We start from the raw sequence: 11,809 nt of genomic DNA, 5'->3' as shown, positions 1-11,809 counted from the left end.
ATATATTAAAGGTGGAAGTGATACACTTGAAAAAGCCAAAAATCGTTATTTTAGGTGCAGGTTACGGTGGATTAATGACTGCAACTCGTTTGCAGAAACAAATCGGAGCAAATGATGCTGAAATTATTCTTGTGAATAAAAATGATTACCATTATGAAACAACTTGGTTACATGAAGCATCTGCCGGTACATTACATCACGACCGAGTACGTTATGATATAAGTAAAGTAATTGACAACGGTAAAGTTGAGTTTGTAAAAGGCACCGCTGTTGAAATTAAAACAGATGAGAAGAAAGTTCTTCTTGAAAAAGGTGAGCTTGAATACGACTATTTAGTTGTTGCACTAGGCGGAGAATCAGAAACATTTGGTATTAAAGGATTAAAAGAATACGCTTTCTCAATTTCTAATATCAATTCTGCGCGTCAAATTCGTGAGCATATCGAGTATCAATTTGCTACTTATAATACAGAAGAAGTAAAAGATGATACACGCCTATCAATCGTTGTTGGTGGTGCTGGTTTCACAGGTATCGAGTTCCTTGGTGAATTAGGTAACCGTATTCCTGAACTATGCAAAGAATATGATGTACCTTTTGAAAAGGTGAAAATTGTTTGTGTTGAGGCAGCTCCAATGGTATTACCAGGTTTTGATCCTGAATTAGTTGAATATGCAGTTGCTCATCTTGAGAAGAAAGGTGTTCAATTCCGCATTGGTACAGCGATTAAAGAAGGTACACCTGATGGTATTATCGTGGCAAAAGGCGAAGATGATGTAGAAGAAATTAAAGCTGGTACTGTCATCTGGGCTGCTGGTATTCGTGGGAATGCAATTATTGAAAAATCTGGATTCGAAGCTATGCGTGGACGTATAAAAGTAGATGAGAACTTAAGAGCACCAGGACATGACAATATCTTTGTTATTGGTGACAGTTCATTAGTCATTAATGAAGAGATTAATCGTCCTTATCCACCAACTGCACAAATTGCTATGCAACAAGGTGAATTAGTTGCAAAAAATATTGCTGCACTTATTCAAAATAAAGACCTAGGAACATTTACTTTTGATAACAAAGGTACAGTATGTTCTTTAGGTGAAGATGATGCAATTGGTGTTGTATTTGGTAAAAAAGTGGTTGGTAAAAAAGCTTCATTTATGAAGAAAATGGTTGATAACCGTGCATTATTAATGATCGGTGGCGCTTCATTAGTTGCGAAAAAAGGTAAATTCAACGTTCTTTAATAAGTTAAATATATGAGGGCAAACGATATGTTTGCTCTTTTTTTTATCAATTAATCCATCTGAGGAGGGATAAAATGGGGAAAGCTGATAGAGGGAAAGTGTGGCTCGGGGTTTGCGGCCTGTTAATCAATGAAAAGAATGAATGGTTAGTTGTAAACAAGACATACGGTGGTTTAAAAGGAAAGTGGTCATTACCTGCCGGTTTTGTAGAGCGAGATGAAACAGCAGATGAAGCCATTATTAGAGAAGTGAAAGAAGAAACTGGGCTATCTTGTCGTGTGAAAGAGATGATAGGGCTTCGTACGGGAGTGATTAAAAATGACATTAGCGACAATATGGTCATCTTTCTTTTGGAAGCTGATGTAAATCAGGCAATTGTAAAAGAAGAAAAAGAAATAGATGATGTCCAATTTATGGATCCACTGGAACTTATCCATCACCAACCAACCTCAGTCATGATTCAGTACATATGGGAGAACCTCAATCATAACAACAAAACATTAATTGATGGTATTAATCCTGGAGATCAATTTGGCTACACTGCTTATAAACTATTTTTGTAACCCTGCGATATATTGCATAATTTAAAGCATAAGAAAGAGAATAACGCTTGTATGCGTTTACATAAAGGGTTTTTACAGTTTTTTGAACCTTTCTATTTTTGATATTTTTCTGTATTATTTAGTTATTATCAGAAAATTCAATTATTCCAAGGGGGATGAACAACATGACAGTAAAAAATGAATCTAAAGTTTGTATCTATTGTGCAGGTCAAGGATATTTCCAACTGATCCTTGGAGGATCGGAAACATGCGCTTGTTGCGGTGGTTCTGGTAAACATAAAAAATAATTCGTAAATGAATAAAAATGTTATGGTGGCGCTCTAAGTTCTAGAGCGCTTTTAATTTTGTTGAAAAACCGAAGAATTTCATCCATGTTATGAAATATCAAAATTTTTAAATAAAATTCTGCTATAATAAAGTTTATTAATTGGCGAAGTTTGTAATGGAGGTTTTGTAATTTATGCGTATCGTTAAACCTGAGTCTCTGCATCAACAGGCATATCATATAATCAAGAGCGAAATTCTTGAAGGGGTATATCAACCTTCTGAGAGAATTGTAGAAGCAAAAGCGGCAAGTAAATTAGGTATAAGTAGAGGACCCGTTAGAGAAGCGATTCGAATGCTCATTCAAGATGGTCTTCTTGTCTATAACGATGGCTATGTAAAGGTTTATACGCCGACGGTTCAAGATGTAGTAGATCTTTTCCAATGTCGAGAAAGTTTAGAAGCGCTCGCTATCAGCTTAGCTATTCATAATATTTCTGAGATGGAAAAAGAAAAGCTACAGGAGAATTTAGTAGCTAGTTATCAGGCAAATGAAAAGAAAGATATAATCGAACTAGGAAAGCTCGACCAAGCCTTTCATGATATGATCATTTATGCCTCAAAGAATAAGCAGTTAACAGAGTTGTTAGAAATGATTAGAGCAAAAATTCATTATATGCGTAGTAATATGGTAAAGGAAAACTTTTATCCGACATTAGTAGAAGAACATGAAAAAATCATAGATTTATTATTTAGCGGGGATGAAAGAGGATCACAAGAGTATATTAGACAGCATATTAAAAAAGGGCTTGATGGCGTCCTTATGCATATAGATAAAAACGCGTCTAAGTAAAACAAAGCTACTCTAAGTAGAGTCTACATAGAGTAGCTTTGTTTTTGAATTTTAAGGCAGATCGGTTTGAAGGTCTGAATGTTGCACTGGTGAGGCAAGTCAGCTTGTTTCATCCATAAATATTACCCTATGGAAGAAGAGAGAGGTTGTCTTGGTTTGGCAGAGCTTTTTTGTAATTCTGTGTTTTTTGTAGTGACAGAAGTGCCATTATAGATCCAATCCCTTTTACTAAATTAGTTAGTTCAATCATCCATCAATAGTGCACGAAATAATTCCATCCATATGTAGCTAAATTTCGAGCCTCGCTGTAGCTATCTTATATTTGAGCTGACAGCAACCGCATCACTAACGGAGGATTGGATTTTTTCAATCCTCAGGTGCCTCCCGTCAAAGTATTCTCCTTCTTTTTCCGCATTTTCTAATGTAACCCTTCCTTCTATTGTACAAAGTGAGTATGTCTTTTTTATCCGTTTTTTACATAAAGTATGTAGGAAAAGACCAATTTTCAGCTTCAACTCTTTACACTCTTTCAAGTCTATGAAGGCGATTCATAAACTAAGAGGTATGTTGGTTAACTGTTTTCCGTTGACTAAAAAAAGGAAATGTTGTAATATCCCAAATATAAAGAAAATTCAGAAGTGTGATTTTGTGTAAATAACTAAACAAGCAGTAATTTTCTTTTGTTACTACAATGAAAGCGCATACACGAAAGGTGGTTTGTAGCAATGAAAGACGGATTACATATGGGTCTATCAGAAGTAATGACAATTGAAGTGACAAAGGATATGTTTGCGCAGTTTGACGGAGAGGTGGTTCACCCCGTCTATTCTACTGCATCCATGGTGTATCACATGGAGTGGGTTTCAAGAAAAATTCTTCTTCCGTTTCTTGAGGATCATGAAGAAGGAATGGGGGCAGCTGTCCACATGCAACATGTTGCACCATCTGGAGAAAATTCTAAAGTAACTTTAATAGCGACCGTTACGGCAGTTACTGAACGTACTTTAGTAACAGAGGTTACTGTGACCAATGAAAGTGGACTAATTGGAAAAGGGGAAGTCAAACAAGCGGTTCTTCCGAAAGAAGTGATTGCGAAGAAAGTTTTAGCTACCAACAATTAAGGGGGAGCAAGGATGGAAAAGCTTAATCATACTCAAGAAGTAGAAAACGATATTTTTAAGAAGATGGCTAATCATGAACAAGTAGTATTTTGTAATGACCCGAGTACAGGTTTACGAGCAATTATAGCCATTCATAATACCACATTAGGTCCAGCTCTTGGTGGAACACGGATGTACCCTTATGAAAATATGGATGCCGCCTTAGAAGATGCTTTACGTTTAGCTGAAGGCATGACAGCAAAATGTGCAGCAGCAGATGTTGATTTTGGAGGGGGAAAGGCAGTCATTATTGGTGATCCGAAAAAGGATAAAACACCTGCCTTATTTCGTGCATTTGGTCAATTTGTAGATTCATTGAATGGTAGATTTTATACAGGGACGGATATGGGAACAACGATGGAAGACTTTGTCCATGCTTCAAAAGAAACGCAATTTATTAATGGGATACCTGAGGCATATGGAGGTGGGGGAGATTCGTCAATTCCTACGGCTCAAGGGGTAATTTATGCTATACAGGCAACGAATCAATATTTACATGGTACAGATCTTTTGGAAGGACGCACTTACAGTATTCAAGGATTAGGCAAAGTGGGGATGAAGATTGCAGAATCACTGCTTGAAGCTGGTGGTGACGTGTTTGTCACAGATATTAATCAAGAGGCAATAACAGAACTTGTAGAAAAGGCTGAAACGTTAAGAGGAAATGTGCAAGTAGTTGATCATCTAGAAATTTATCGTGTATCGGCCGATGTATTCATTCCATGTGCAATGGGTGGCGTGTTAAACGAAAGAACCATCAATGAATTAAGAGTCCATGCCATTGTCGGATCTGCTAATAACCAACTGGCACATTCTACTGACGCCGCTCTTTTACATGACAAGGGTATCCTATATGCACCTGATTATATTGTGAATGCTGGAGGACTCATTCAAGTAGCAGATGAATTATATGGTCCGAGTAAAGAGCGAGTACTGCAAAAAACAAGGACGATTTATCATACTTTACTGCAATTATATCGAGAATCTGCTGCAACTGGAAAAAACACAGTAGAAGCCGCACAAGATCGTCTGCAAAGACAGATGAAAGAGCAGCAACATAGAAGCAATTTCTTCTCTCGGAATGTAAGACCTAAGTGGGATTTTAAATGATGGGAGGCGTTACTATGGAAAATTATCCACTATATCAAATCATCGATGAGAACGGGGAATGGGTTAACAAGTCATATGAAAAAGAATTAAATGAGGAAAAAGTAAAAGAATTTTATTATCACATGTTGCGTATACGCACTTATGACCAGAAGGGAGTTGCGTTGCAGCGCCAAGGGAGGATTGGTACATATGTGCCTTTTCCAGGTCATGAAGGAGCACAAGTAGGAAGTGCGCTTGCATTATCAGAAAATGATTGGATGTTCCCTACTTATCGTGATCATGGTGCCTCTCTCACATTTGGTGCAGATTTAGATCGGATGTTCCTTCATTGGAACGGTAGAATAGAAGGTTGTTTACCATCTAGAGAAAAGCGAATCATGCCAGCTTCGATACCAATTGCTACTCATTTACCACATGCTACTGGCGCTGCAATAGCTGAGGTTTATAAAGGAACTGACAATGCTGCCATTGCTTATTTTGGAGATGGTGCAACCTCTGAAGGTGATTTTCATGAAGGGTTAAATATTGCAAGTGTATTTAAGGCACCAGTCGTTTTCTTTAATCAAAATAATGGTTACGCTATTTCGTTACCTATTGAAAAACAGATGAATTCCGAAACGATTGCACAGAAAGCTGTTGCTTATGGGATACCGGGTGTGAGAGTAGATGGTATGGATGTTTTTGCTGTACATTATGCAGTGAAAGAAGCTTTAGAACGAGCGCGAAAAGGGGAGGGACCGACGCTTATTGAGGCGGTTGTTATTCGTTTTGGGGCCCATACAACAGCTGATGACCCTTCAAAGTATCGTGATCAAGAAGAAATCAATCGTCAAAAAGAAGCAAAAGATCCTCTTCTACGACTGAAAAAGCATATGCAATTCCGCGGCTTTTGGAGTGAAGAGTGGGTAGAAAATATCCAATCTGATATACGTACGGAGATAGAATCTGCTGTAGTGAAAATGGAAAGTGCACCTACTGCTAATACAGACGACATGTTTGATCATGTCTTTAGTGAACCTACATGGACGATATCAAGGCAAAAAGAACAATTAGGATTGATGGGGGGGAATCGATAATCATGGTCATGTCAAATGAAATAATAAAAACGAAGGCACCAAGTCAGTCGTTAACGATGATTCAAGCAATCACGGATGGATTAAAGACGATGCTCGAAAGTGATCAAAACACGATTATTATGGGTGAAGATGTTGGACGTAATGGAGGTGTGTTTAGAGCAACAGATGGTTTGCAGGAGACTTTTGGCGAGAAAAGAGTCATCGATACACCATTAAGTGAAGCAGGGTTCGTCGGAACAGCGGTAGGGATGGCGTTAGCCGGATTGAAACCAGTCGTCGAAATTCAATTTCTCGGTTTTATCTATCCGGCATTTGAACAAATTGCGACACATGTCACAAGAATGCGTATGCGCACACTCGGTCAATATCATATTCCTATGGTGATTCGTGCCCCATACGGTGCAGGCGTTCGCTCCCCAGAAATCCATTCGGAAAGTGTCGAAGCATTATTTACCCATTTACCAGGGATAAAAGTCGTATGTCCATCTAACGCTTATGATGCCAAAGGCTTATTGTTAGCAGCAGTAGAAGACCCAGATCCTGTCCTATTTTTAGAACCTATGCGTCTATACCGTGGCAGTAGAGTAGATGTGCCTACGGGTGATTATCGTGTTGAAATAGGTAAAGGCACTCGTGTACAAGAAGGAAATGATGTCACCATTTTTGCTTGGGGGGCAATGATTCCTTTAGTCATGAAAGCTAGTGAACAAATGAAAAAAGACGGTATTTCATGTGATGTGATTGATCTAAGAAGCCTTTATCCACTAGACCGTGACTTAATTGCTGATTCTGTGCAAAAAACAGGGAGGGTTGTCATAGTTCACGAAGGACATGAGACAGGCGGGTTAGGTAGCGAGATTATTTCTATTATAAACGATACTTCTTTTCTCTATTTGAAAGCACCAGTGGAGAAAGTGACAGGCTTTGATGTACCTGTGCCATTATTTTCTTTGGAGAATGATTATTTACCATCAACAGAACGAGTAGAGACAGCCATTCGTAAAGCTTATACATTTTAGAGGGGAGGGTGAGATGATATGACTGATGTGAAATTTAGCGATATAGGAGAAGGAATGACAGAAGGAGAGATTATCCATTACTTTGTCCAAGAAGGAGATACAGTGGAAATAGATCAGCCATTGGTTGAACTACAAACCGATAAAATGGTGGCTGAAATTCCTGCTCCTTCAGCTGGTGTCATCACCTCCATTCCTTTTCAAACAGGAGAAGTCGTTACGGTTGGAACGGTGATTATGACAATCGATAATGGACAGAGCCTTGCAAAGAGAGAAGAAGTGGTGATTGAAACCGTACCACCGCGTGTGGAAAAAGAGGTTCTTCCCGAAGCGAATCGAAATCGCTATCAGCGGATACTTGCAGCACCTTATACAAGAAAAATTGCAAGAGATCTAAATGTAGATATAGAAAGAATTGTTGGTACAGGACCAGCAGGAAGAGTAATGGATGATGATGTGTATCAATTTGTGGAAGGCTATCGTGCTAAAGAAACGAAAAAAGAGAGACCAGAGCCACAAATAGAAACAACAAAATCAGAGGAGACGATTCCTTTTACAGGAATCAGAAAAGTCATCGCTCAACGAATGAGTCATTCCCTACAAACGATTCCTCATGTTACGCATTACGATGAGGTCGATGTTACCCAATTAGTAGAAGCGCGAAATGAATTAAAGGATTTAGGTGATCGTCTTTCTCCAGCCGCATTTTTCTTAAAAGCAGTTGTGATCTGCTTAAAAGAACACCCATTATTTAATGCAAGATTAGATGAAGAAGCAGGGGTCATTCGGTTGTTAAAGGATTATCATATAGGTGTGGCGACACATGGAAAAGAAGGATTAATGGTACCGGTCATTCACCAAGCTGATAAAAAGTCAGTTCGAGCGATCCATGAGGAGATGAAATCGTTAACGAAAAAAGCACAAGAAGGTAAGCTAACTCCGAGTGATATGAAGGGCGGAACGTTTACAGTTAATAATGTTGGCCCGCTTGGCCGCGGTACAGGAGCAACGCCAATTATTAATCATCCTGAAACGAGTATTATTACTTTCCATGCAGTGAAGAAAAAACCGGTAGTAAATGCTGAAAATGAAATCGTTATTCGTTCAATCATGAATATTTCTATCTCTTTTGATCATCGCGTTATAGATGGTGCGCAATCAATTGCTTTTTCTAACCGTTTCATTGAATTAATTGAACAACCAACAAAATTATTAGTGGAGTTGATTTAAATGGTTGTAGGCGAATTCGCTGAAAAGCGGGATTTAATCATTATTGGAGGTGGTCCTGGAGGATACAACGCGGCGATTCGGGCAGCGCAATTAGGGTTGAAGGTAACTTTAGTTGAACAGCATGAATTGGGTGGTGTTTGCTTAAACTCTGGTTGTATACCTTCAAAGGTTTACGCGCAAGCTGCAAAGAAGTTAGATGCGCTAGGGCAATATGCTTCTTTTGGTATTGCTATTCATGAACCTACTTTTGCGATCGAACCGTTAAATGATTATAAAAATATTACCATCGAGCGGTTGCGTAAAGGGGTAGAAGAATTATGTAAGGCAAATAAAATAGAGGTCATTCGGGGTAAAGCCCAATTTATTAATCAGAAACGTCTAGGTATTGAAATATCTCATCACTTTGATTTATATGATTTTGAGAGAGTCATTATAGCGACCGGAAGCACTGTTGAAATACCTAAAAAATATCGCTCTGCAAAAATTTTAACAGAAGCCGAACTTTATCAGTTAAATGAGATTCCTCCTCATCTTATCATATATGGACAAAGTTATATTGCATTAGAAGCCGCGTTTACTTATCGTCAACTTGGTACAGATGTTACACTCATTTTAACTAAAGAACATTTTTCCTTTGATGAAAGTATAAATAGGGAGTTACTGCGATTATTAAAGAAACAAAAAATTAAAGTATACCGTGATTATCAATTAAAAGATTTAGTAGAAAGTCATACGCTCTTGCAATTGAAGTTATCTAATTCAAACCAGGAATTGACATGTGAAGGTAGCCATTTATTTATGGAAGGAACGCGTCGGGGGAATATAGAGACACTCGATTTACAAAGAATAGGTGTAGAATGTACAACGGATGGTTTTATTAAAGTAAACAAGCAATTGCAAACGAATATACCAACAATATACGCTATTGGTGATGTCACGGGTGGAGAGCAATTGGCTATTAAGTCGATTAAAGAAGGAAAAGTGGTGGCTGAAAGGATTGCAGGCTTGAATAGTGAAGTGGATTTAAGCTTAATGCCTACAGTTGTCCATACGATCCCACCTCTCGCTACTGTGGGGATGACAGAACAAGAAGCAAGAGAGAAAGGCTTAAATATTGCTGTTAGTCAATTCAATTATAGTGGCAATGGCTATGCGATGGTAACTAGTGAAAAAAGTGGCATAATGAAAATAATTAAAGACGCAGATAATGATGTTCTGCTCGGCTTTCATGCCATTGGCTCTTCCGTTATTGAATTAATTAGTACGGCGGTTACGGCAATGGAGTTCGTTGGTCGTGATGAAGACTTGAATTTCCCACTATACCCTCATCCAAGTTTTAACGAAACGATTTTAGAAGCCATTGAGGGCTTGAATAACCGTGCGATTCATATGAAACCGAATGAGAAGAAATCTGTTAAGGTATGAACGAATTATATTGAAGCTAGGCGTGCGTATTTGATGTGCACCTCTAGCTTTTTTAGGTTTGGAGTAAGGGACCAATTGCAAGGTACAAAAAAGAGCTGGAAGTAGAAAAATCTTCATTTTTTGTCATTTCTATTGTAAGAACATGTTGACGCATAGAGTGAAGTTTCAGTAAACTTAATACTGATGTGCAAGGGAGGACAAGCTGAATGCAGATGACCATTTTCGTATTGCCGATTTCTATGTTACTCTTTTTTGTTTTATTTTTCGGAATTGGTTTTATATTAAATATGCTTTTAAGAATGTCATGGATCATGGCAATTGTATATCCAATTGTCGTTATTAGGATTGTTGATAAGGTTCGACTCATTGAATATTTTAATGACACCCGGGCTTCTTTTTCTAGTCTATGGGCGGAACTCACGAGCCTTCAATTAGCTGATATTCTCATCTTAAGCAGTGGCTTTGTTGGTGCCATTGTTGCTGGCATAGTCATTAACATGCTTCGCAAAAGAGGATATCGCATGTTTTAGTCTATACATAATGAAAGAAACTCTACTAAAAGTAAAGTAGAGTTTTTTGTTTTGTAAAATAATGTCGTTTATTGAGGTGGAATCTTTTATAATGGATAAAAAGAAAGGCGGTGCAAAATGGCAGTTATTAAACCCCTCAAACCTTCACATCAGCTCCAATTATTTCGTGCACTGAGTGCGCGCAAGGAATTTTCCCTAGAAGAAAGCCAATATTTTCACTCATTGCAAAAAGGCTATGAAGGAGAAAAAAGGTGGCAAGAATATTTAAAGGAGCTTCCCCCTGAGATTCCTATTCTGTATGATCTCACGCTAAATATTAATCACACGACTTTCCAGATAGATGCACTCATCATTTACCAACAACATATTACTTTCTTTGAAGTTAAAAATTATAGCGGCAACTTCACTAGTCAAGATAGGCATTGGTATCACTCAACAGATAAAGAAATAAAAAATCCATCTATTCAAATAGAACGGAATGAAACGCTCATTAGACAATTTTTCAAACAACATCATTTGCATCTGACTTTTGACTATTTATTGATTTTTGTCAATTCTGAATTTATGCTTTATGATGCTACGCCAAGGAAGAATCTCATTCTCCCCCCACAAATTCCAAGTTTAATAAAAAAGCTTAAGCAAATTAGCCATACCCCCACAATCCATCACACAAAGATAATCCAAACGCTATTATCCCATCAAACTGAACAACCATTGTTTGTTATACCCGACTATACCTATCATGATGTTGCTAAAGGACTTTTTTGTAAAAAATGTAATCAAAGAATGGAGAGAATGGCTAATAGGAATAGGATGATCTGTACTTCCTGTAAAACTGTGTATTCTTTCGAAAGCGCACTGTTAAACCTAATCGATGAATTTTCTATTCTCTTTGCTCCTATGAGAATAACAAACCAAGTGATATATGAGTGGTGTAACCGCATAATAAGCAAATCAACTATAAGAAGAGTCCTCGGCCATCATTACGCATTAAAAGGCAATGGTCGTGGAGCATATTATGAAAAAAGAATAAAACATATCAAAGCAAATGAAGAAGTGGATCAATGATGAAGTTAAAACGAACGGAAACGAGTCAAAAAAGCGTGTCGGAGAAAAGGTTGATTGGATTCGAGTGGAAACGAGTCAAAAAAGCGTGTCCGAGGAAAAGTTTGATTGGATTCAAGCGGAAACGAGTCAAAAAAAGATGTCCGAGTAAAAATTTGATTGGATTCAAGTGGGAACGAGTCAAAAAAAGCGTGTCGGAGAAAAGTTTGATTGGATTCAAGCGGAAACGAGTCAAAAAAGCATGCCCGAGCAAAAATTTGATTAGATTCAAGTGGG

The 11,809-nt window shown here is 37.9% G+C and carries 13 protein-coding genes; all 13 read left to right on the top strand.

The window, feature by feature from the left end; all coding sequences use genetic code 11:
- Positions 1 to 26: 26 nt before the first annotated feature.
- Positions 27 to 1,241 (top strand): NAD(P)/FAD-dependent oxidoreductase, encoded by a 1,215-nt coding sequence (locus H9655_RS21070; RefSeq protein ID WP_191817198.1) that lies wholly within the window; start codon positions 27 to 29, stop codon positions 1,239 to 1,241.
- A 74-nt stretch (positions 1,242 to 1,315) separates the two neighbouring features.
- Complete coding sequence (locus H9655_RS21065) at positions 1,316 to 1,804, top strand: NUDIX domain-containing protein (RefSeq protein WP_191817197.1); 489 nt, start codon at positions 1,316 to 1,318, stop codon at positions 1,802 to 1,804.
- Between the two features lie 164 nt (positions 1,805 to 1,968).
- Positions 1,969 to 2,091, top strand: coding sequence for a YuiA family protein (locus tag H9655_RS21060; RefSeq protein WP_191817196.1), 123 nt, complete (start codon positions 1,969 to 1,971; stop codon positions 2,089 to 2,091).
- Between the two features lie 173 nt (positions 2,092 to 2,264).
- Entirely contained in the window at positions 2,265 to 2,921 is a 657-nt protein-coding gene (locus H9655_RS21055) for a GntR family transcriptional regulator (RefSeq protein ID WP_191817195.1), read from the top strand.
- Positions 2,922 to 3,646: 725 nt separating this feature from the next.
- Complete coding sequence (locus H9655_RS21050; RefSeq protein WP_191817194.1) at positions 3,647 to 4,042, top strand: thioesterase family protein; 396 nt, start codon at positions 3,647 to 3,649, stop codon at positions 4,040 to 4,042.
- 12 nt (positions 4,043 to 4,054) lie between these two features.
- The gene (locus H9655_RS21045) at positions 4,055 to 5,191 is read left to right on the top strand and encodes a Leu/Phe/Val dehydrogenase (protein WP_191817193.1); all 1,137 of its coding nucleotides are present in this window, start codon (positions 4,055 to 4,057) and stop codon (positions 5,189 to 5,191) included.
- A 14-nt stretch (positions 5,192 to 5,205) separates the two neighbouring features.
- Positions 5,206 to 6,267 (top strand): pyruvate dehydrogenase (acetyl-transferring) E1 component subunit alpha, encoded by a 1,062-nt coding sequence (gene pdhA, locus H9655_RS21040; protein ID WP_191817192.1) that lies wholly within the window; start codon positions 5,206 to 5,208, stop codon positions 6,265 to 6,267.
- Between the two features lie 2 nt (positions 6,268 to 6,269).
- Positions 6,270 to 7,286, top strand: coding sequence for an alpha-ketoacid dehydrogenase subunit beta (locus H9655_RS21035; protein WP_225230797.1), 1,017 nt, complete (start codon positions 6,270 to 6,272; stop codon positions 7,284 to 7,286).
- 18 nt (positions 7,287 to 7,304) lie between these two features.
- Positions 7,305 to 8,513: a dihydrolipoamide acetyltransferase family protein gene (locus tag H9655_RS21030; RefSeq protein WP_191817191.1), complete on the top strand. Its 1,209-nt coding sequence runs from the start codon at positions 7,305 to 7,307 to the stop codon at positions 8,511 to 8,513.
- Positions 8,514 to 9,938: a dihydrolipoyl dehydrogenase gene (lpdA, locus tag H9655_RS21025; protein ID WP_191817190.1), complete on the top strand. Its 1,425-nt coding sequence runs from the start codon at positions 8,514 to 8,516 to the stop codon at positions 9,936 to 9,938. It abuts the gene before it with no gap.
- 206 nt (positions 9,939 to 10,144) lie between these two features.
- Positions 10,145 to 10,468 (top strand): YuiB family protein, encoded by a 324-nt coding sequence (locus tag H9655_RS21020; protein WP_191817189.1) that lies wholly within the window; start codon positions 10,145 to 10,147, stop codon positions 10,466 to 10,468.
- A 117-nt stretch (positions 10,469 to 10,585) separates the two neighbouring features.
- Positions 10,586 to 11,536 carry a nuclease-related domain-containing protein gene (locus H9655_RS21015; protein WP_191817188.1) on the top strand — a complete coding sequence of 317 codons (951 nt, stop codon included), beginning with the start codon at positions 10,586 to 10,588 and terminating at the stop codon, positions 11,534 to 11,536.
- On the top strand, positions 11,517 to 11,684 hold the full coding sequence (locus H9655_RS21010) for a hypothetical protein (RefSeq protein ID WP_191817187.1): 168 nt from the start codon (positions 11,517 to 11,519) through the stop codon (positions 11,682 to 11,684). Before H9655_RS21015 ends, H9655_RS21010 begins: the two co-directional genes overlap by 20 nt.
- Positions 11,685 to 11,809: the final 125 nt, after the last annotated feature.

Source organism: Cytobacillus stercorigallinarum, assembly GCF_014836495.1.
Taxonomy (GTDB): domain Bacteria; phylum Bacillota; class Bacilli; order Bacillales; family Cytobacillaceae; genus Cytobacillus; species Cytobacillus stercorigallinarum.
The sequence above is the reverse complement of the archived record's forward strand: the minus strand, read 5'-3'. Positions and strand labels throughout refer to the sequence as shown.

Coding starts and splice junctions, on each gene's coding strand:
- H9655_RS21065 (WP_191817197.1), top strand. CDS start 1,316: ATGGGGAAAGCTGATAGAGGGAAAGTGTGGCTCGGGGTTTGCGGCCTG.
- H9655_RS21060 (WP_191817196.1), top strand. CDS start 1,969: ATGACAGTAAAAAATGAATCTAAAGTTTGTATCTATTGTGCAGGTCAA.
- H9655_RS21055 (WP_191817195.1), top strand. CDS start 2,265: ATGCGTATCGTTAAACCTGAGTCTCTGCATCAACAGGCATATCATATA.
- H9655_RS21050 (WP_191817194.1), top strand. CDS start 3,647: ATGAAAGACGGATTACATATGGGTCTATCAGAAGTAATGACAATTGAA.
- H9655_RS21045 (WP_191817193.1), top strand. CDS start 4,055: ATGGAAAAGCTTAATCATACTCAAGAAGTAGAAAACGATATTTTTAAG.
- pdhA (WP_191817192.1), top strand. CDS start 5,206: ATGGAAAATTATCCACTATATCAAATCATCGATGAGAACGGGGAATGG.
- H9655_RS21035 (WP_225230797.1), top strand. CDS start 6,270: ATGGTCATGTCAAATGAAATAATAAAAACGAAGGCACCAAGTCAGTCG.
- H9655_RS21030 (WP_191817191.1), top strand. CDS start 7,305: ATGACTGATGTGAAATTTAGCGATATAGGAGAAGGAATGACAGAAGGA.
- lpdA (WP_191817190.1), top strand. CDS start 8,514: ATGGTTGTAGGCGAATTCGCTGAAAAGCGGGATTTAATCATTATTGGA.
- H9655_RS21020 (WP_191817189.1), top strand. CDS start 10,145: ATGCAGATGACCATTTTCGTATTGCCGATTTCTATGTTACTCTTTTTT.
- H9655_RS21015 (WP_191817188.1), top strand. CDS start 10,586: ATGGCAGTTATTAAACCCCTCAAACCTTCACATCAGCTCCAATTATTT.
- H9655_RS21010 (WP_191817187.1), top strand. CDS start 11,517: ATGAAGAAGTGGATCAATGATGAAGTTAAAACGAACGGAAACGAGTCA.